The 19,370-nt window shown below is 62.0% G+C and carries 15 protein-coding genes; 14 read left to right on the forward strand and 1 reads right to left on the reverse strand.

The features are described from left to right. Positions 1 to 5: 5 nt before the first annotated feature. Positions 6 to 776, reverse strand: coding sequence for a tryptophan-rich sensory protein (locus ACFSR7_RS31980; RefSeq protein WP_378168651.1), 771 nt, complete (start codon positions 774 to 776; stop codon positions 6 to 8). Positions 777 to 863: 87 nt separating this feature from the next. Between ACFSR7_RS31980 and bshC the strand changes: the two genes are divergently transcribed. From bshC to murB, 14 genes are all read left to right on the forward strand, one after another. Beyond that, positions 864 to 2,543 carry a bacillithiol biosynthesis cysteine-adding enzyme BshC gene (bshC, locus tag ACFSR7_RS31985; RefSeq protein ID WP_378168653.1) on the forward strand — a complete coding sequence of 560 codons (1,680 nt, stop codon included), beginning with the start codon at positions 864 to 866 and terminating at the stop codon, positions 2,541 to 2,543. Continuing rightward, the gene (locus ACFSR7_RS31990; RefSeq protein ID WP_378168655.1) at positions 2,540 to 3,805 is read left to right on the forward strand and encodes an adenosylhomocysteinase; all 1,266 of its coding nucleotides are present in this window, start codon (positions 2,540 to 2,542) and stop codon (positions 3,803 to 3,805) included. The genes bshC and ACFSR7_RS31990 overlap by 4 nt, the downstream gene beginning before the upstream one ends. 140 nt (positions 3,806 to 3,945) lie before the next feature. Further along, positions 3,946 to 4,383 (forward strand): division/cell wall cluster transcriptional repressor MraZ, encoded by a 438-nt coding sequence (mraZ, locus tag ACFSR7_RS31995; protein ID WP_277567075.1) that lies wholly within the window; start codon positions 3,946 to 3,948, stop codon positions 4,381 to 4,383. A gap of 104 nt (positions 4,384 to 4,487) precedes the next feature. Continuing rightward, positions 4,488 to 5,462, forward strand: a complete 975-nt coding sequence (rsmH, locus tag ACFSR7_RS32000; RefSeq protein WP_378168657.1) for a 16S rRNA (cytosine(1402)-N(4))-methyltransferase RsmH — start codon at positions 4,488 to 4,490, stop codon at positions 5,460 to 5,462. A gap of 84 nt (positions 5,463 to 5,546) precedes the next feature. Beyond that, positions 5,547 to 5,933: a cell division protein FtsL gene (gene ftsL2 / locus ACFSR7_RS32005; protein WP_378168659.1), complete on the forward strand. Its 387-nt coding sequence runs from the start codon at positions 5,547 to 5,549 to the stop codon at positions 5,931 to 5,933. Positions 5,934 to 5,984: 51 nt separating this feature from the next. Beyond that, positions 5,985 to 8,291, forward strand: a complete 2,307-nt coding sequence (locus ACFSR7_RS32010; protein ID WP_378168661.1) for a penicillin-binding transpeptidase domain-containing protein — start codon at positions 5,985 to 5,987, stop codon at positions 8,289 to 8,291. A 127-nt stretch (positions 8,292 to 8,418) separates the two neighbouring features. Further along, positions 8,419 to 10,368, forward strand: a complete 1,950-nt coding sequence (locus ACFSR7_RS32015; RefSeq protein WP_378168663.1) for a stage V sporulation protein D — start codon at positions 8,419 to 8,421, stop codon at positions 10,366 to 10,368. Positions 10,369 to 10,646: 278 nt separating this feature from the next. After that, complete coding sequence (locus ACFSR7_RS32020) at positions 10,647 to 12,134, forward strand: UDP-N-acetylmuramoyl-L-alanyl-D-glutamate--2,6-diaminopimelate ligase (RefSeq protein WP_378168665.1); 1,488 nt, start codon at positions 10,647 to 10,649, stop codon at positions 12,132 to 12,134. Continuing rightward, positions 12,131 to 13,603: a UDP-N-acetylmuramoyl-tripeptide--D-alanyl-D-alanine ligase gene (locus ACFSR7_RS32025; RefSeq protein ID WP_378168667.1), complete on the forward strand. Its 1,473-nt coding sequence runs from the start codon at positions 12,131 to 12,133 to the stop codon at positions 13,601 to 13,603. Before ACFSR7_RS32020 ends, ACFSR7_RS32025 begins: the two co-directional genes overlap by 4 nt. Continuing rightward, complete coding sequence (gene mraY, locus ACFSR7_RS32030; protein ID WP_378168669.1) at positions 13,603 to 14,574, forward strand: phospho-N-acetylmuramoyl-pentapeptide-transferase; 972 nt, start codon at positions 13,603 to 13,605, stop codon at positions 14,572 to 14,574. The genes ACFSR7_RS32025 and mraY overlap by 1 nt, the downstream gene beginning before the upstream one ends. Next, positions 14,571 to 16,013: a UDP-N-acetylmuramoyl-L-alanine--D-glutamate ligase gene (murD, locus tag ACFSR7_RS32035; protein ID WP_378168671.1), complete on the forward strand. Its 1,443-nt coding sequence runs from the start codon at positions 14,571 to 14,573 to the stop codon at positions 16,011 to 16,013. The genes mraY and murD overlap by 4 nt, the downstream gene beginning before the upstream one ends. Before the next feature lie 46 nt (positions 16,014 to 16,059). Next, positions 16,060 to 17,157, forward strand: a complete 1,098-nt coding sequence (spoVE, locus tag ACFSR7_RS32040) for a stage V sporulation protein E (protein WP_282909398.1) — start codon at positions 16,060 to 16,062, stop codon at positions 17,155 to 17,157. A gap of 4 nt (positions 17,158 to 17,161) precedes the next feature. Then, positions 17,162 to 18,271, forward strand: coding sequence for an undecaprenyldiphospho-muramoylpentapeptide beta-N-acetylglucosaminyltransferase (gene murG, locus ACFSR7_RS32045; protein ID WP_378168674.1), 1,110 nt, complete (start codon positions 17,162 to 17,164; stop codon positions 18,269 to 18,271). A 186-nt stretch (positions 18,272 to 18,457) separates the two neighbouring features. After that, the gene (gene murB / locus ACFSR7_RS32050) at positions 18,458 to 19,363 is read left to right on the forward strand and encodes a UDP-N-acetylmuramate dehydrogenase (protein WP_378168676.1); all 906 of its coding nucleotides are present in this window, start codon (positions 18,458 to 18,460) and stop codon (positions 19,361 to 19,363) included. The last annotated feature ends 7 nt before the right edge of the window (positions 19,364 to 19,370 follow it).

The following is a 19,370-nucleotide window of genomic DNA, read 5'->3' on the forward strand; positions in this document are numbered from 1 at the left end:
CGCCATCACATGCGTCGCGGCTTCAGGCCCGCGATGCCGCGCAGCTTGATCAGGGCGGCCACGATCGCGATGCCGGCGGCCGTCCAGGCGGCGACGGCGACGAGCTGCGAAGCTGCTTGCTGCTTCACGCCGATCGCAATCAGCGCCCAGGCGATCGTCAGCGGGAACCAGGGGTCTTTGTCCTTGAATGCGGCGACTGCCGCAAGGGCTGCCGCGACGACGAAAAGGGCCACGGCCCACGTGCGGTCGGGCAGACCCCAGCCGTCCCAGGCGCCCGCCCGGAGCGCGACCGAGATATTGACGATCGTCGCGACCGTCACCCATCCGAGATAGATGGAGAAGGGCAGCGCGATCAGGAAGAAGCCGGCTCTGTCTCCTGCAGCGCGGGCGGCGGGGCGGGAAGAGAGGTACAAGCCGATCAACGTCAGCAGCAGGCAGGCGATGACGAGCGCGGACGCCGTATAGCGTTCCGAGTGCCAGACGAGCAGCCAGCCGACATTGAACAGGCAGCTTGCGAAAAACCAGGGCGCGGTCGCGTTCATCGTCTTGTCGTCCCGGCGGCTTGGCAAGAAGGCGGCGACGACGTAACACAGGGCGAGCAAATAGATGACGCTCCAGATCGAAAAGGCATAGCCGGCAGGCGTGACGAGCGTAGGGACTTTGTCCGATATCTCACCCGACGATCTGCCGAAAAGACCGCCGGTTGCGGCGGCCGCGTTGACCGCGACGACCCCGAGCCAACCGGCCGCGTTCAGAATGCGCCAATGCAAAGGCATTTAAATTCCTCCTTCATTTCTTTGACGATATCCGGCCGCTTCATGTACAATCGAGAATGACACCATTCGGACGGGAGGATGTCCGGGATGAATACGACTCCCTTTAATGACGGGACGGCGCAGTCTCTCTCCGAAGCATACAGGCGCGGCGACGATCAGGTCGCTGCGCTGTTCGGAAGCGCCCACTGCAGAGATATAGAAGCTTGGAGCCGGCGCGCCGCGCGACTCGATCAAGGCGCGGGCGGCCGCGTGGACAGAAGGCGGCTCGGCGAGGCGCTGCTAGATTACCAGCGCCGGCTGAGCCCGAGCCCGCTCGCCCTTCAGCACATCGAAGCGCTCGCGGGCGAAGGCGCCCTCGCCGTCGTCGGCGGCCAGCAGGCCGGGCTGTTCGGCGGTCCGCTCCTGATCGCGTACAAAGCCTTGACCGTCATCCAGGCGGCGAAGCACGCGTCGCGCAGTCTGGGCCGGACGGTCGTGCCGGTATTTTGGATCGCCGGCGAGGACCATGATTTTGAAGAAGCCAATCATTTATACGTTTCCCCGGGCGAAGGCGAACCGCGCAAGGTCAAGCTGGGCCGGCCGGAAGGGCCCCGCCATGCCGTCAGCAGAACGCCGCTCTCCGCGGTCGATTGGGAGGTCGCGCTCACGGAACTCGCGCTGACGCTCCCTGATACCGAATTTAAACCGAATCTGCTCCGGCAAATCAGGATGCACGCAAGCGACGCGCCGACGCTGACCCTGGCGTTCGCCCGCTTGCTCTCCGAGTGGTTCGCGGACGACGGCCTTGTCCTGATGGACGCGGACGATCCTGCGATCCGCGGGCTCGAAGGCGGCCTGTTCGGCGAACTCGTCACGGGCAGCGAACGTTTGAGCGCCGCGCTTGCCGCCGGCGAGGAGGCTGTCAAGCGGCTGGGCTACCCGATCCAGGCGGAGTCCGCGCCGGACGGCGCCAACCTGTTCGTGCACGCGGAGCAGGGCCGCATGCTGCTCTTCAGGCAAGGCGACCGCTTTGAGGACCGCAAGGGCGGACTCGCATACGACAGAGACGAGCTGCTGCGGATGGCGGCCGAGCGTCCGGAGCTGCTTAGCAACAACGCGCTCTCGCGGCCGCTCATGCAGGATTATCTGCTTCCGGTGCTCGCTACGGTGCTTGGCCCTTCCGAGATCGCCTATTGGGCTTCGCTCGGGCCGGCTTTCTCTGCCTTTGGGCTGGAAATGCCCGTCATCGTGCCGCGGCAGTCGTTTACTTATCTGGAACCGCAGGTGGAGAAGCTGCTGGCCAAATACGGCGTCACCGCGGAGCAGATCGCCGCGGACGGCGACCGATTGAAGCGGGAGTGGCTTGCCGCGCAGGATACGTGGGATATCGGCGGCCGGTTCGCCGAGGTCAAGGCACGTTTCGGCGAGCTGTACGCACCGGTGCTCGATACGGTGTCCCAGGTCGACCGGGGACTCGTCAAGCTCGGGGAGAGCAACATGGAGCTCATCCTCGAGCAGATCGCCTATCTCGAGCAGCGCACGACCGGCGCGCTTGCCAAGCGCCACGAGTCGTCGCTGCGCCAATGGGACCGGATGCTGCACTCGCTGCGCCCGATGGAGCAGCCGCAAGAACGCGTCTACGGCATCGTACATTTCATTAACCGGTACGGCATGGGCTGGCTTGCCGCCATGCGCTGCATTCCGTTCGACGTCACGGGCGGCCATCGCTTGATGGCCCAACAGCAGGCCGAGCCCGGCGGCCGACATCAGGAGGTTTGTTGTTCATGAAAACGACGTTGTCCAGCATTATCCGCGATCCGTCGCTCGCCCCGGAAGGCAAGCTCAAGATCGATTGGGTCTCCGCCCATATGCCGGTGTTGAACCGAATTCGAGAACAGTTCGCCAAGGATCTTCCGTTCAAAGGGCTGAAGGTCGCCATCTCGCTTCACCTGGAAGCGAAGACGGCCTATCTGGCGAAGGTCGTTCAGGCCGGCGGCGCCGAAGTGGCGATCACCGGCAGCAATCCGCTGTCCACGCAGGACGACGTCTGCGCCGCGCTGGCCGAAGAAGGCATCGCCGTATTCGCCAAGTACAATCCGTCGCCCGAAGAATATCACGGCCTGCTCGAGCGGACGCTCGAGACGAAGCCGGATCTTATTATCGATGACGGCGGCGACCTGGTCACGATGCTGCACACGACGCGCCGCGATCTGCTGCCGGGCATCCGGGGCGGCGCCGAAGAGACGACCACGGGCATCCTGCGTCTCAAGGCGATGGAGAAAGACGGCTCCCTGCAATTTCCGATGGTGGCCGTTAACGACGCCTTCTGCAAATACTTGTTCGACAACCGCTACGGTACGGGCCAATCGGTGTGGGACGGCATCAACCGGACGACCAATCTTGTCGTTGCGGGCAAGACCGTCGTCGTCAACGGCTACGGCTGGTGCGGCAAGGGCGTGGCGCTTCGCGCCAAGGGGCTTGGCGCGAACGTCGTCGTCACCGAGGTTGATGCGATCAAGGCGGTCGAAGCGTACATGGACGGCTTCACGGTGCTGTCGATGGAAGAAGCCGCCAAGGTTGGCGAGTTTTTCGTCACCGTCACGGGCAACAAGGACGTCATCACCGGGGCGCATATCGCTCAGATGAAGGACGGAGCGATCCTGTCCAACGCGGGCCACTTCGACGTCGAAGTGAACCTCGTCGAACTCGAAGCGATGTCGGTATCGAAGCGCACCGTGCGCCGCAACATCGAGGAGTATCGCCTGAAGGACGGCCGCAAGATTTATGTGCTCGCCGAAGGGCGTCTTGTGAATCTGGCTGCCGGAGACGGCCACCCTGCGGAGATCATGGATATGACGTTCGCACTGCAGGCGCTCTCCCTGCGTTATGTCAACGAGAACTACGAATCGATCGGCAAGCAGGTCGTCAAGGTGCCTTATGCGCTCGACGAACAAGTGGCGAGAGCGAAGCTGGAGTCCCTCGGCATCTCGATCGACACCTTGAGCGAAGAGCAAAAATCGTACCTGGACAGCTGGGCGGGCCACGAATAATGACGATTTTTTAATAACCTAAAATATTTTGAGGAAATCCTGCTTTTAAAGCAGGATTTCTTTTTTTTTGCGCGAATAGTCATCATAAGTGGTTTAAAGTGGAGTGAAGTGGTGGAATATGGAGGGGGTGTGCAGCGGTCATGTTTTTAGGGGAATACCAGCATTCGATCGACGACAAAGGCCGAATCATTATTCCCGCTAAATTCCGCGACGCGCTGGGCACCGACTTTATCGTCACCCGCGGACTCGACAGCTGCTTGTTCGTTTATCCCCGCGAAGAGTGGGCGCAGCTGGAGCAGCGGCTTCGCGCGCTGCCATCCATGGCGGCCAATGCGAGAGCTTTTTCCCGTCTGCTGTTCTCCGGCGCTTCCGAGGGCGAATGGGACAAGCAGGGAAGGGTCAACCTTCCGAATCACCTGCGAGACTATGCCAAGCTGGACAAGGAATGCACGATTATCGGCGTATCCACGAGAGTGGAGATTTGGGACAAGGCGACTTGGGAAGCCTACAGTCATGCCTCCGAGGAGTCGTTTAACGAGATTGCGGAGAAGCTGGTCGATTTCGATTTTCATTTCTGAGCAGAGGACGTCGTCGCGAAGTCTCGAAGCACGTTTACACATCACCACTACATAGACAGAAGCAACCGACAGCATGACCGCGAGGGTTGCCGGGAGGCCATACTTTGTTCCACCACATCACCGTGCTTAAAGAAGAAGCGGTAGAAGGTCTGAATATCCGCGAAGACGGCATTTACGTCGATTGTACCTTGGGAGGCGCGGGACACAGCGATTTGATCGCTTCGCGCCTCGCCCCCGGGGGCAGGCTCATCGGTCTGGATCAGGACGACACCGCGCTCGCCCACGCGCGGGAGCGATTGGCGCCATACGGCGACATCGTGACGCTGGTGAAAAGCAACTTCCGGCATCTCGCGGACGCGCTGCGGCAAGCGGGAGTACCGGAAAAAGGCGGCATGCCGCAAGTAGACGGCATTTTGTTCGATTTGGGCGTATCGAGCCCTCAGCTCGACGAAGCCGACAGGGGCTTCAGCTACAATCTTGATGCAGAGCTCGACATGCGCATGGACCGCGGGCAGCCGCTCACCGCAAGAGAGATCGTGAACGAGTGGGACGAGCGGGAGCTGTCGCGCATCCTGCGCGATTACGGCGAGGAGAAGTTTGCGCGCAAAATCGCCCGCCATCTGGTAGAAGCGAGAGCCAAATCGCCGATCGAGACGACTGCGCAGCTTGCCGAGCTCGTGAAGACGGCGATTCCCGCCGCCGCAAGGCGGACGGGAGGCCATCCGGCGAAGCGGGCCTTTCAGGCGATCCGCATTGCCGTCAACGACGAGCTGGAGGCGTTCCGCGACGCGCTGGAGCAGGCGATCGATTGCGCCGCCCCGGGCGGACGCATCGCGGTCATTACGTTTCATTCGCTGGAAGATCGTATATGCAAAGAGACGTTCGTCAAGGAAGTGCCGGCCAATATCAGCCCGCCGGGATTTCCTGTGACGGTCTGGGGCGAAGGCAGATTGAAGCTCACGCCGAAAAAGGCGATCGTGCCTTCCGACGCGGAGCTCGAGCTGAACAACCGGGCACGCTCGGCCAAGCTCAGAATCGCCGAAAAGCTGGATCCGGACGCAGCGGACGAGCGCGGATAAGTTCGCGTTTCGTCCATGGACGGCCGATTGCCGCAATTCAAATAGACAAGCTGGAGATATCCAAGCGCGGGGGGAGCGAAGAACATGCGTTATTATGGCAATCTGGCGGTTCGCGAGGAGCGTCAGCCGGAGCAGAAAAAACAGCAGCGCACGGCGGCGCCGCAGACGGCGTCTTACGTTCGCCGCAAGAGCATTCCGGTCGGGGAGAAGCTGCTGTATCTGCTCACCGTGTTCGTATGCGTCACCGTAGCGGGATTAATCTTGTATCGCAACGCGGGATTGTACGAAATGAACCGAAATATTCAAAAAATCACGAGCGATTACGAGACAAGCGCCGATCAAACGAAGGAGCTGCAGCGCGAAGTGGACAAGCTGCGGGATCCTGCGAGAATCTCGAAGCTGGCTGCCGAGAAGGGATATGGCTACGACAACGGCAAAAAGCCGTTGACGCTGTCCACCGACGGCAACTAACGGACGCTCGGCCCGGTAGCTTCGTCCGAGCTTGAACGGAAGGTGAGGGAAATGACGAAACGAATCAAATTGCGTACGCTGCTGGCGGGAGGGGTAATTACCCTCCTGTTTGTCGCTTTATGGGGGCGAATTTACTGGGTACAGGTGGCGCACGCCGAATTCTGGTCCGAGCAAGCCCGCAACACGTGGGTCACGACCAAGAAGCTCGTCCAGGAACGCGGCACGATTACCGACCGCACCGGCACGGTATTGGCCGGGGATGCAGCGGCGTACACGCTCGCGCTCAGCCCCAAAATTATTCACGAGCTTAGTGACGCCCATCCCGAGTGGAAGCTGATCGACCAGATCGCGTCCAAGGTGACGAACGTGCTTGGCAAGCCCGAGACCGAGGTGCGCAAGATCATCGATGCGAAAACGAGCAAAGGCGTTTATTACTCCCAGCGCGAAGTGCAGCCCGAAGGCTGGAAGGTCGACAAGGAAGTCGCCGACCGCTTGACGGCCTTCCGCGACCAGATGCGTCAGCTGACCGGCAAGAAGGACGTCGGCATTTACCTGATCGAAGACAAAAAACGCTATTATCCGAACGGTTCGCTTGCTTCCCAGATCCTTGGCTATCAGAACAAGGAAGGCGTCGCGATCATGGGACTGGAGAAGACGCTCGACGAAGATCTCAGAGGCGAGGAAGGCTCCATTACTTACGTCAAGGACGGCAAGCGCACGCAGCTTGCCGACGGCGAGATCGAGGCGAAGCAGGCGGTCGACGGCAAAAACGTGGCGCTGACGATCGACCGGGACATTCAGTATTATATGGAACAGGCGATGAAGACTGCCTACGCGCAGTACCATCCGCTCAGCATGACCGCGATCGCGGCGGATCCGAAGACGATGGATATTCTCGGCATGGTCAGCCTGCCCGATTTTAATCCGAACAACTACTGGGATTATGCGAAAAACCTGTCTTCCTTCAAAAATAACGCAGTGCAGTCCATCTATGAACCGGGATCCACGTTTAAAATCGTGACGCTGGCTGCAGCCGTTCAGGAAGGCCTGTTTAACCCGAACGACAAATATATGTCGGGCACCGTGCAGATCCCGAAATCCAAGCCCGTTAACGACATCAAGCGCGGCGGATGGGGCGAGATCACGTACCTGGAAGGCCTGAAGCGCTCGAGTAACGTAGCGTTTGTCAAGCTCGGATACGAGAAGCTCGGCAAGACGAAGTTCAAGCAGTATATCGACAACTTCGGCTTCGGCCAAAAGACAGGCATCGAACTGGCCGGCGAGATCGCGGGCACGACGCAGCTGACTTGGGAACGCGACTACGCGGCGGCAACGTTCGGTCAGGCCGTATCCGTCACGCCGATCCAGCAGGTCGCGGCGGTCGCGGCGGTCGCCAACGGCGGCAAGCTGATGGCGCCGCATATTATCAAGTCGATCTCGGACCCGAATACAGGAGAGAAGGTCGTGACCGAGCCCAAGGTCATCCGCCAGGTCATCACGGAGCAGACGTCCAAAAAGGTCGGCGAGTACCTTGAGCAGGTCGTCAGCGATAAAGTAATCGGCACCGGGCGCAACGCCTACATAGAAGGCTACCGGATCGCGGGCAAGACAGGCACGGCGCAGAAGGCGCAGGCATCCGGCGGCTACGCCGAGGACAAATTCGTCGTTTCCTTCATCGGCTACGCGCCCGTGGAGGACCCGAAGATCGTGCTCTACGTGCTCGTGGACGAGCCGGATGACAAGACGCTTGGCGGAGGCTCGGTCGCCGCTCCGATTTTCAAGGAGATCATGCAAAAATCCCTGCTTCACCTCGGCGTGCTGCCCGACATCCCAAAAGATGCGGAACAGGAAAAGAAGGACGACGCAGAGGCGACGCCGGCTCCGATCACCGCCAAAGTCATCGACGTGACAAACTTGACGACGACGCAGGCCAAAAGCAAGCTCGGTAACAGCTCGTTCGAAGCGATCGTGCTCGGCAAAGGCGACAAAGTCGTGTCCCAGCTGCCCAAAGCGGGCACCGTCCTGCCGACCTCCCAGCATGTGTATCTCTTGACCGAGAAAACACTCGGCAGCGTGCCCAGCCTGAAGGGTCTGTCGCTCCGCGACGCGCTCGACATGTGCTCGCTGCTCGGCGCTTCCTGCACGGCAAGCGGTCAGGGCTACGTATCTGGCCAGCAGGCGACGAGGGAAGGCGACAAGCTGTCGATCGCATTGACGCTGTCGCCGCCGGCGGGTACGACGATTGCGCCGTCCGCCACCGAGACAACGGCCGGCAAGCAGGACCAGGGCGGCGCCGCAAGCGACGGCGCGAGCGCATCGGACGTGGACGACAGCGCGGTGGACGACGCGGGCGATTGACGCGTCTTCGTTCTAGGGCTTCGTCCGTCTAAGCAGGCATAAGACAGGCATAGCTTGTTCTAAGCCCCTTCTCCATGGAATAGGGTGGGAGTAACGCACCGATATTCCGGGGAGGGGGCTGACCTGCGTGAGAATCTCGCAAGTGACGGTGAGGAGGCGCTTGCTGCTGGCGCTGTTCGCAGTGGGAATCGGGTTCATGGCGCTGATCTCGCGCCTCGCATACGTACAGCTGGTCAAGGGAGGCAAGCTGGCCGAGCAGGCGGAGGAGTCGTGGCGCCGCCAGATTCCGTTCGAGGCGAAAAGAGGAACGATCACGGACCGCACCGGCATCAAGCTCGCCTACAACATCAGCTCGCCGACCGTTTATGCGGTGCCGGCGCAGGTGAAGGACAAGGAAGGCACGGCGGGCAAGCTGGCTCCGCTCATCGGCATGGATCGGGACAAGGTGCTGGAGATGCTTAAAAAGAAGGCGAGCAATGTGAACCTTCGTCCCGGCGGGCGCAAAATTACGCTGGAGCTCGCCCAGCAGATTCGCGATCTGGCGCTGCCAGGCATTTACGTGGCGGAGGACAACAAGCGCTTTTATCCGTTCGGTACGATGGCCGCGCAGGTGCTTGGCATCACCGGCTACGACAGCGGCCTGACCGGCGTGGAAAAGCAGTACAATCAATTGCTGTCGGGCACGCGCGGCAATATTTCGTTTCTGACCGACGCGGCCGGCCGTCAGATGCCCAATTCGTCCGAAGCTTACCAGCCGCCGCGGGACGGCTTGACGCTGCAACTGACGATCGACCAGAAGATCCAGTCCATCGTGGAGCGCGAGCTGGATCAGGCGATGCTGAAGTATCAGGCGAAGGACGTCATCGCCATCGCGATGGACCCGAAAAGCGGAGAAGTTTTGGCGATGGGCAGCCGTCCTACGTTTCAGCCCGACCGCTATCAGGAAGCGGAGCCGGAAGTGTACAACCGCAATCTGCCGATCTGGATGACGTACGAGCCGGGGTCCACATTCAAGATTATTACGTTGTCCGCGGCCATCCAGGAAGGCAAGGTCAATTTAAAAAACGAGACCTTTTACGATCCCGGCTACGTCGAGGTCGGCGGGGCGAGACTGCGCTGCTGGAAAAAGGGTGGGCACGGCAGCCAGTCGTTCCTGGAGGTCGTCGAAAACTCCTGCAATCCGGGGTTCGTGGCACTGGGGCAGCGGCTCGGCAAGGAGAAGCTGTTCGAGTATATTAAAAACTTCGGCTTCGGCAAACGAACCGGCATCGATATCGGAGGGGAAGAAAACGGCATACTGTTCAAGCTCGCGAACGTCGGTCCTGTCGAGCTGGCCACGACGGCGTTCGGCCAGGGCGTGTCGGTGACGCCGATCCAGCAGATCACGGCGGTCGCCGCCGCGATCAACGGGGGCAAGCTGTTCAAGCCGCATGTCGCAAAGGCCTGGGTCAACCCGGATACGGGCGAGACCTTGCAGGAGATCGAGCCCGAGCTCGTGCGTCAGGTCATCTCGCCGGAGACGTCGAAGCAGGTGCGCGAAGCGCTAGAGAGCGTCGTGGCGCAGGGGACGGGGGGCAACGCATTTCTGGACGGCTACCGGGTCGGCGGCAAGACGGGTACGGCGCAAAAGGTCATTAACGGTGTATACTCGGCGAGCGAGCATATTGTCTCGTTCATCGGCTTCGCGCCGGCGGACGACCCGCAGCTGATCGTTTACGTCGCGGTCGACAACCCGCAGGGCATCCAGTTCGGGGGCGTCGTAGCGGCGCCGATCGTACGCAACATTATGGCCGACGCGCTGCCGTATCTCGGCGTAGAACCGCGCAAGGACCAGATCGGCAAGGAATACAAGCTCGGCGAGCTGCCGATGGTGAACGTGCCGAACCTCGTCGGCAAGTCAGTGACGGATCTGTACGAGGACATGAACATGAACTTTCAGCTGTCGGCTTCCGGCAAAGGGGATACGGTGCTGCGCCAGGCGCCCGAAGCCGGGCAGCGGGTGCAGAAGGGCTCGGTCATCCGCATTTATTTAGGCAGCGAAGGCGAGCAGGCGCCAGCGGCGGATGGCACGAATTGACGCGGGGGAATGACGCAATCGCGACGAACTAGGTGTTATCGCCGGGGAAATCGGGTAACAGAGCTGGGGGAGCGGTGACGGAAAACGTCGTTCGGTGGGCCGCCCCCGGCTTCGGCGGTTGTCTGAGATTGATACAGAACGGACTGCCAAGTATTTCCTTGCCCTTGTTTGAAAAGCGCTCCTGGCGGATAATGTACGCATAGGAAATTCAAGCGATCTTTCTTTTTATCGAAGCTTAAAGTAGCAATTCTGCTGTAGTCCAAGGAGCTGAACGTACGATGCAACTGAATCAATTAGCCAAGGAACTGCTGCTGCATCGGATTGTCGGCGATGGCGGCGTCATTATTCAGGGGATCGAGGCGGACTCGCGAGCCGTGCAGGCGGGACAGCTGTTTTTTTGCTTGCCGGGACACCGCGTGGACGGCCACGATTTTGCGCCGCAGGCGCTGGAGAAGGGGGCTGTTGCGCTTGTCGTGTCGCGTGAGCTGCCGCTGTCCGTGCCGCAGCTGATCGTGCCCGACGTGAGACGGGCGCTCGCCGTGCTCGCCGACAGCTGGTACGGGCATCCGTCGCGCAAGCTGCGCCCGATCGGCGTGACCGGGACCAACGGGAAGACGACGACGACCTATTTGATCGAGCGAATCCTGAGCGATGCCGGCGTATCGCCGGGCGTTATCGGCACGATCGAAGCGCGGTATGGGGGCGCGAGCTATCCGATGTCGGGGACGACGCCGGACATTTTGCCGCTGCAGCGTCTTTTGGGCGACATGACGGAAGCGGGGACGGACCGGGCGGTCATGGAAGTCAGCTCGCACGCGCTGGAGCAGGGCAGAACGTGGGGAACCCGGTTCAGGACGGCCATTTTTACGAACCTGACACAGGACCACCTGGACTACCACGTGACGATGGAGGCTTACGCCGACGCTAAGGGGCTCTTCTTTTCGAGACTGGGCAACGATTACGGCGCCGGCCCGGAAGATCGCTCGTTCGCCGTGCTGAACGCCGACGATCCCGTCTCGGTCAAGTTCGCGAAGCTGACCGCAGCAGAAGTCGTCACGTACGGCATTGAGCAAGAGGCGGACGTGCGCGCCGCAAACGTGCGGATCTCGTCCCGGGGCACGTCGTTCGACGTGGAGACGTTCCGCGGTTCCAGAAACGTGCAGCTGCGCATGGTCGGCAAGTTTAACGTATACAACGCGCTCGCTTCGCTATCGGCGGCGCTTTGCGAGGGCATCGGGCTTGATGCCGCCGTGGCGAGCCTCGAGGCGGTGCCTGGCGTGCCTGGGCGCGTAGAAGCCGTAGACGAAGGGCAGCCCTACGCGGTCGTCGTCGACTACGCGCATACGCCGGACGGCCTCGACAACGTGCTCCGCGCCGTGCGCGAGATTGCGGAAGGCCGAGTCATCTGCGTGTTTGGCTGCGGCGGCGACCGCGACCGGACAAAGCGTCCGATCATGGGCAAGATCGCGGCCGGTCTCGCGGACGTCCTGCTCGTGACGAGCGACAATCCGCGTTCGGAGGATCCGGTTGCGATTTTGCTGGATATCGAGGCTGGGCTTAAGGAAGACGCTGTCGATCCGGACCGCTACGAGCTTGAGCCGGACCGCGGCGCGGCCATCCACAAGGCGGTTGAAATGGCCGGCCCCGGGGATGTAGTATTGATAGCGGGCAAAGGGCATGAGACCTACCAAATTATCGGCGGCGTGACGCACGACTTCGACGATCGGCTGACGGCGCGCGACGCGATAAGGAGCACGATGCTGTGATAAGAGCGACGCTTAGCGAAGTGGCCGCATGGTGCGGCGCGGAGCTGCAAGGAACGCAGGCAGGCGCGGAGCCTGAGATCGCCGGCGTATCGATCGACTCGCGGTCGATCGGGGCCGGACAATTGTTCGTGCCCATCGCGGGAGACCGGTTCGACGGACACGACTACATAGAGACGTCCGCAAGCGCAGGGGCGGCCGCTGCGCTTTGGCAGCGCGACCGGGCGCTGCCGGAAGACGCCGGACTGCCGCTGCTGCTCGTCGACGACACGCTCGTCGCCCTGCAGCGGTTAGCCGAGTCTTACCTGGCGAGCTGGAAGCCGAAGGTCGTAGGCGTCACCGGCAGCAACGGCAAGACGACGACCAAGGACTTGATTTATTCGGCGCTCGCCACCGTCTACCGGACGGCGAAAACCGAAGGCAATTTTAACAATCATATCGGATTGCCGCTGACGATCCTCCGGGCGGACCGCAATACGGAGGTTCTCGTGCTGGAAATGGGGATGAGCGCCTTTGGCGAGATCTCGCTGCTCTCCCGCATCGCAAGGCCCGACATCGCCGTCATCACGAACATCGGCGAGTCCCATCTGGAGCATCTCGGCTCGCGGCGCGGCATCGCACAGGCGAAGCTTGAGATCGCCGAAGGGCTGAAGGACGGCGGTACACTGGTTTACAACGGCGACGAGCCGCTGCTTCGCGAAGAGCTTGCTTCGCTGGCGCTGCCGGCCGGTGGCATCAGGACGATCACGTTCGGCGAGTCCGCGGCATGCGATCTGCGCGCGACCGACATCGCGACGGACGCGGAGCGCGCGACGTTTGACGCTTTGGCCGGCGCCTCGGCGGACGCGCAAGGCGACAGCGTCCCTAGCTTGCAAGCGCAAGCGGTCGAGGCGCAGCATTCGCGCTTTGCCGTGCCGATTCCCGGCCGGCACAATGCTGTCAACGCGCTGGCGGCGATCGCGGTCGCCCGGCTGCTTGGCGTCGCCGACGCGGACATCGCGCGCGGCTTGGCCGCAGCCAAGCTGACCGGCATGCGTATCGAGCGCGTCCGGGCGCAGAGCGGCGCGCTTGTCCTGAACGACGCGTACAATGCGAGCCCGGCTTCCGTACGCGCGGCCCTCTCACTGGTCGCGCAGCTGCAGGGCTACCGCCGCAAATGGCTCGTGCTCGGCGACATGCTCGAGCTCGGCCCGGACGAGGCCGAGTTCCACGCTTCCATCGGACGCGAGCTGTCGCAGGGGCAAGCCGACGAACTGCTGGCTTACGGACCGCTGTCCGCGCATACGGCCGAAGCCGCCGCTCGGTCGATGCCGGCGGGTGCGGTTCGCCATTTCGCCGACAAAAACGAGCTGGCCGAAGCGCTGCTGGCGCTCGTAGCACCAGACGACCTCGTACTGGTGAAGGCTTCGCGCGGCATGCGTCTCGAAGAAATCGTGCGGCGCCTTGCGGCAGGGAAGGAGGAGGGACACTGATGGATTACGCATCTACGCTATGGACGCTCGGCGTCTCCTTCCTGCTGGCTGTACTGCTCGGTCCGCTCTGCATTCCGATGCTTCGCCGGCTGAAGTTCGGGCAGCAGGTACGGGACGACGGGCCGCAGTCGCACTTGAAGAAAAGCGGCACGCCGACGATGGGCGGCATCATCATTTTACTCGCGATGACCGTGGCGTTCCTGAAGTTTTCGGACCGCGGCTGGCCGTTCTGGGCGCTGCTCGTCGCAAGCCTCGGCTTCGGACTCGTCGGCTTCCTGGACGACTTCATCAAGATCGCGATGAAGCGTTCGCTGGGCCTTACGGCCAAGCAGAAGCTTTTCGGACAGCTTGTCGTCTCAATCGCGTTTTGCTTCATCATCAACCGGATGGACCTCAGCACCGCTGTCGGCGTGCCGGGGACGAACTGGTCGCTGGACCTTGGCTGGGCGTACTACATACTGGTCGTCATTATCTTTTTCGCAGCTACGAACGCAGTAAACTTTACCGACGGACTCGACGGCCTGCTGTCGGGGACAAGCGCGCTCGCGTTCGGCGCTTTCGCCATCGTGGCGCTTCAGGCGACGCAGCAGCAGTCCGCTATCTTCTCGGCGGCGGTTGTCGGCGCGGTGCTCGGCTTCCTCGTGTACAACGCGCATCCGGCCAAAGTGTTCATGGGAGATTCGGGCTCCCTCGGGCTCGGCGGCGGAATCGGCGCAGTGGCGATCCTGACCAAGACCGAGCTGCTTCTTATCGTGATCGGCGGCGTATTCGTGCTCGAGATGCTGTCCGTCATCATTCAAGTCGGTTCGTTTAAAACGCGCGGCAAAAGGGTATTCAAGATGAGTCCCATTCACCATCACTTCGAGCTGTCGGGCTGGTCCGAGTGGCGCGTCGTGACGACCTTTTGGCTGGCCGGGCTCATCTTCGCCGCAATCGGTCTGATTCTGTATAAGGGGATTGGGAACCTATGATGCCACTGGCGAATTACCGCGGCCGCAAGGTTGTCGTGCTGGGCCTTGCCCGCAGCGGCGCCGCGGCCGCCAAGCTGTTCCATCAGGCGGGCAGCATCGTGACTGCGAACGACCGCAAGGAGAGGGATGCCTGTCCCGAAGCCTCGGAGCTCGAGGCTTTGGGCATTTCTGTTGTTTGCGGCGGACATCCGGACGATCTGGTGACGCCTGACACGGCGCTGCTCGTCAAAAATCCGGGCATTCCGTACTCGGCGGCGCCGATCCGGCAGGCCGAGGCGCTCGGCGTGGAGGTCGTGACGGAGGTCGAGGTGGCGGGGCAGCTGTCACCGGCCCCCATCATCGGCATTACGGGCTCCAACGGGAAGACGACCACCACGACGTGGACCGGCGAGCTTCTGTCCGCGGCCGGTCTCTCGCCGATCGTGGCGGGCAATATCGGACGTCCGCTCTCCGACGCCGCGCAGGAGATCGGTCCCGAGGGCTGGCTCGTGGCCGAGCTGTCGAGCTTCCAGCTGAAGGGAACGACCGATTTTCATCCTCGAATCGCGTGTCTGTTGAATCTGGCCGAGACGCATCTCGATTACCACGGCACGATGGAAGACTACGTGACGTCCAAGGCTAAGCTATTCGCCAACCTGAGCGAAGGGGATACGGCTATTTACAACGCGGACGATGCCGTCTGCGCGGAGATCGGACGCGCGTCGGCCGGGCGCCAGTGGCCGTTTTCGCTCACCAGGCGGCTTGCGGTCGGCGTATCGGTCGAGCCTCCCTTTCCGGCGGCGGACGACGAGGGAGCGTCGCAAGAGACGCAACCCGCCCAGCGGTGGATCGTCGCGCGCGACGAGAGCGGCGTTGAGACGCGTATCGTTCCCGTCGACCGGCTCGGCATTCCGGGCCGGCATAATTGCGCCAATGCGCTGGCGGCGGTTGCGATCGCGCTGGCGGCAGGCGCGGAACCTTCGGCGCTGCGAGAGCCGCTGAAGGGGTTCAAGGGCGTCGAGCATCGCTTGGAATACGTCGGAACCTTCCGCGACGTGCGTTACTATAACGATTCCAAAGCGACCAATCCGACGGCGACGATCATGTCTGTCTCTTCGCTGCCGGCGCCGCTTGTCTTGATCGCGGGCGGGCTTGACCGGGGCTCCGACTATCGCGAGCTTGTTCCGCTTTTCCGCGATCGCGTCAAGGGCGTCGTCGCGCTCGGCGAGACGCGGGAAAAGATTCGCAAAGTCGCGGAGGAAGCCGGTTTAACGAACGTCGCGGTCGTCGAACCTGTAGAGGATGCCGCCGAGACGCTGAAGAGAGCCGTACTCGAAGCCGCCGCCATGAGCGGGCCGGGAGATATCGTGCTGCTCTCGCCCGCTTGCGCAAGCTGGGACATGTTTCCTTCCTATGAGGTAAGGGGGCGCATTTTTAAGCAATCGGCGCATACGCTGTAAGAAGGGGGCTCGTCCCCACTTCTTCGTTTGGCGAGGTGTCCGGTTTATGGCCAAGGTCCGCAAGGCCCCCGATATTTGGATGATCGCGGCGACGCTCGGCATTTTGGCGGTCGGCATCGTGATGGTATACAGCGCGAGCGCGGTAGCCGCCTTCCACGATTATGGCGACAAGTTTTATTATGTGAAACGGCAGCTGCTTTTCGCAGCGCTCGGCATTTTCATGATGTTCGTGACGATGAACGTAGACTACAGCCGCTGGCGGCGGTGGGCGCTGCCCGGCCTGCTGCTGTGCTTCGGCCTGCTGCTGCTCGTGCTCGTGCCGGGCGTCGGCGTCGTGCGCGGCGGCGCGCGCAGTTGGCTCGGCATCGGCAGCTTCGGCATCCAGCCGTCCGAATTTATGAAGCTGGCGATGATTTTGTTCCTCGCCCGTTTCCTTGCCGAACGGCAGCAAAAGCTCGTGTCGTTTACGAAAGGGCTTCTGCCGCCGCTCGGCATTCTGCTCGGCGCGTTCGGGCTGATCATGCTGCAGCCGGACCTCGGCACGGGCGCAGTCATGATCGGTGCGGCGCTGCTCGTTATCTATGCGGCCGGTGCACGGATCGGGCATCTGGGCGGACTGGCGATGCTCGGCGTCGTCGGACTTGTCGGCCTGATCGCCGCGGCGCCTTACCGGCTGCAGCGGATTACGGCCTTTCTCGATCCCTGGCAGGACCCGCTGGGCGCCGGCTATCAATCGATCCAGTCGCTTTACGCGATCGGGCCGGGCGGACTCGTCGGGCTGGGCCTCGGCATGAGCCGTCAGAAATACAACTATTTGCCCGAACCGCAAACGGACTTTATTTTTTCCATTTTGGCCGAGGAGCTCGGCTTTATCGGCGGCAGCTTGCTGCTCGTGCTCTTTTTACTGCTGATCTGGCGCGGCATGCGGACCGCAATCGCTATCGACGATCCGTTCGGCAGCTTCCTGGCGGCGGGCATCGTAGGCATCATCGCCGTGCAGGTGCTCATTAATATCGGCGTCGTCATCGGATTAATGCCCGTCACGGGCATTACGCTGCCGCTCGTCAGCTATGGCGGCTCGTCGCTTACGCTGCTTCTGACGGCGCTCGGCATTTTACTTAACTTATCCAGATTTGCGAGGTGACGCTATGCGTATCGTGTTGACCGGCGGCGGTACCGGCGGCCATATTTATCCGGCGCTCGCGATCGGCCGCGAGGTAGAGCGGCGCGAGCCGGCCAGCGAATTGCTGTACATCGGCACGAAGCGAGGACTCGAGAGCCGTATCGTGCCCGAACGGGGTGTGCGCTTTGAGAGCATCGACATTACGGGCATACGTAGATCGTTGTCCCTGGAAAATCTTCGCACCGCTCTGCGGTTCGTCCGCGGCGTGCGGCGCGCCAAATCGCTGCTGAGGGAGTTCAGGCCCGACGCGGTCGTCGGCACCGGCGGCTACGTATGCGGGCCTGTCGTCTATGCGGCGGCCAAGCTCGGCATTCCGACGCTGCTGCACGAGCAAAACGTCGTGCCCGGCCTGACGAACAAGTTCCTGAGCCGTTATGCGGACGCGGTCGCCGTCAGCTTCGCCGACTCCAAGCCGCACTTCGCCAGAGTCAAGAGCGTTGAATACGCGGGCAACCCTTGCGCGACGGCCATTCTCGGCGGAGATCCGACGCGCGGTTACGCCTCGCTGGGACTCGCGTCCGGGACGCGCTTCGTGCTGATCGTCGGCGGCAGCCGGGGCGCGCAGACGCTGAACCGGGCGGCTGCGGAAGCGGCGGCCAAGCTTGGCGGATTGCCGGACGTGCACTTTGTATTTGCCTCCGGCGAGCGTTATTATGAGGAACTGCAGGCGGAAGTCGGCCGCATCTCGGACCCGTCGGTCGCGAGTCGGCTGCATGTCAAGCCGTACATAAGCAATATGGCGGAAGTGCTTGCCGCGACGTCGCTCGTCGTCGGTCGCGCAGGCGCTTCGTTTATCGCCGAGTTCGCCGCGCTCGGCGTGCCGGCGATCTACGTGCCGTCGCCGAACGTGACGAACAACCATCAGCAGGCTAATGCCGAGAGCGTCGTGCGCGTAGGCGGAGGCATGATGATTCTCGAACGCGAGCTTAGCGGCACGAAGCTCTATGAGGCAGTCGCAGGCATCATGGGCGATGAGCCCCGCCGCGTCAGGATGGCGGAAGCGGCCAAGTCCATCGGCATGCCCGAAGCGGCCGGCGTTATTTACGAGCAATTGCAACGAATCGTCCGCGTTTAGCGGGACTGATCAGAATTGAAGGTCTGCGGGACCAAGGCTGCCGCAGCTGAAGTTGCGGCTGGCTAGGCGATTGTCACCATGCCGCGCAGCGCGACATACGATAGGGTGTGGTCGCGGCTGTCCGCAATGATGAGCCAGGCGCCATCGAACCCGCAGCTCCTTAGAATGAATTGGAGGAGATTTTGGATGGAGCAGTTGATCGCGGACCTGGAGCGGTCGTATTCGGGGGTCGTTAAAGTAAGCGAGCCGCTCGCAGCCCATACGACCTGGAAAATCGGCGGCCCCGCCGACTTGTTCCTCGTGCCGGCCGACGCGGAGCAGCTGGCTTCGGCCATCGCCGTCCTTGGCCGTCACGGTGTCCCCTGGACCGTCCTTGGACGCGGCTCCAACACGCTCGCTTCCGACAAAGGCGTCCGCGGCGCCGTGATCAAGCTGGGTAAAGGATTCGACGCGGTGCGTTTCGAGGGCAATCTCGTGATCGCCGGAGGGTCGTATTCGTTCATCAAGCTGTCGGTCATGGCCGGCAAGGAAGGGCTCACCGGTTTGGAATTCGCCGGTGGCATTCCTGGCAACGTAGGCGGAGCGGTTTATATGAACGCCGGGGCGCATCATTCGGACGTATCGCGCATTTTAAAGTCGGCCGACATCGTCTGGGAAGACGGTTCGAAGGGGACGTACAGCAACGAAGAATTGCACTTCGGCTACCGTCATTCGATTTTGCAAGAGAAAAGGGGCATCGTGACCGAAGCGGTGTTCGCCCTGGCGCCCGGAGACCGCAAGGAGATCGCCGCCATGCTGGCATCCTACAAGGATCGGAGGCTGCGCACGCAGCCTTTGCAGCTTGCTTGTGCAGGCAGCGTATTCCGCAATCCGGAAGGAGACCATGCCGCAAAGCTGATTGAGGCTGCGGGTCTCAAAGGCACCAGGGAAGGCGGAGCCGTCGTGTCTGAGCTGCACGCCAACTTCATCGTTAACGAAGACCATGCGACGGCCGAAGACGTGCTCGCCTTGATGGAACGCGTAAGACGTACCGTGAACGAACGGTTCGGCATTTTACTCGTGCCCGAGGTGCTCCTGATGGGCGAGCGGTAATTCCGGA

The organism is Cohnella sp. GCM10020058, from assembly GCF_042683485.1.
Taxonomy (GTDB): Bacteria; Bacillota; Bacilli; order Paenibacillales; family Paenibacillaceae; genus Cohnella.

What these genes read in the sequence shown, in the direction of transcription:
- ACFSR7_RS31980 (WP_378168651.1), bottom strand. Translation starts at nt 776, where the DNA reads ATGCCTTTGCATTGGCGCATTCTGAACGCGGCCGGTTGGCTCGGGGTC.
- bshC (WP_378168653.1), top strand. Translation starts at nt 864, where the DNA reads ATGAATACGACTCCCTTTAATGACGGGACGGCGCAGTCTCTCTCCGAA.
- ACFSR7_RS31990 (WP_378168655.1), top strand. Translation starts at nt 2,540, where the DNA reads ATGAAAACGACGTTGTCCAGCATTATCCGCGATCCGTCGCTCGCCCCG.
- mraZ (WP_277567075.1), top strand. Translation starts at nt 3,946, where the DNA reads ATGTTTTTAGGGGAATACCAGCATTCGATCGACGACAAAGGCCGAATC.
- ftsL2 (WP_378168659.1), top strand. Translation starts at nt 5,547, where the DNA reads ATGCGTTATTATGGCAATCTGGCGGTTCGCGAGGAGCGTCAGCCGGAG.
- ACFSR7_RS32010 (WP_378168661.1), top strand. Translation starts at nt 5,985, where the DNA reads ATGACGAAACGAATCAAATTGCGTACGCTGCTGGCGGGAGGGGTAATT.
- ACFSR7_RS32020 (WP_378168665.1), top strand. Translation starts at nt 10,647, where the DNA reads ATGCAACTGAATCAATTAGCCAAGGAACTGCTGCTGCATCGGATTGTC.
- mraY (WP_378168669.1), top strand. Translation starts at nt 13,603, where the DNA reads ATGGATTACGCATCTACGCTATGGACGCTCGGCGTCTCCTTCCTGCTG.
- murD (WP_378168671.1), top strand. Translation starts at nt 14,571, where the DNA reads ATGATGCCACTGGCGAATTACCGCGGCCGCAAGGTTGTCGTGCTGGGC.
- spoVE (WP_282909398.1), top strand. Translation starts at nt 16,060, where the DNA reads ATGGCCAAGGTCCGCAAGGCCCCCGATATTTGGATGATCGCGGCGACG.
- murG (WP_378168674.1), top strand. Translation starts at nt 17,162, where the DNA reads ATGCGTATCGTGTTGACCGGCGGCGGTACCGGCGGCCATATTTATCCG.
- murB (WP_378168676.1), top strand. Translation starts at nt 18,458, where the DNA reads ATGGAGCAGTTGATCGCGGACCTGGAGCGGTCGTATTCGGGGGTCGTT.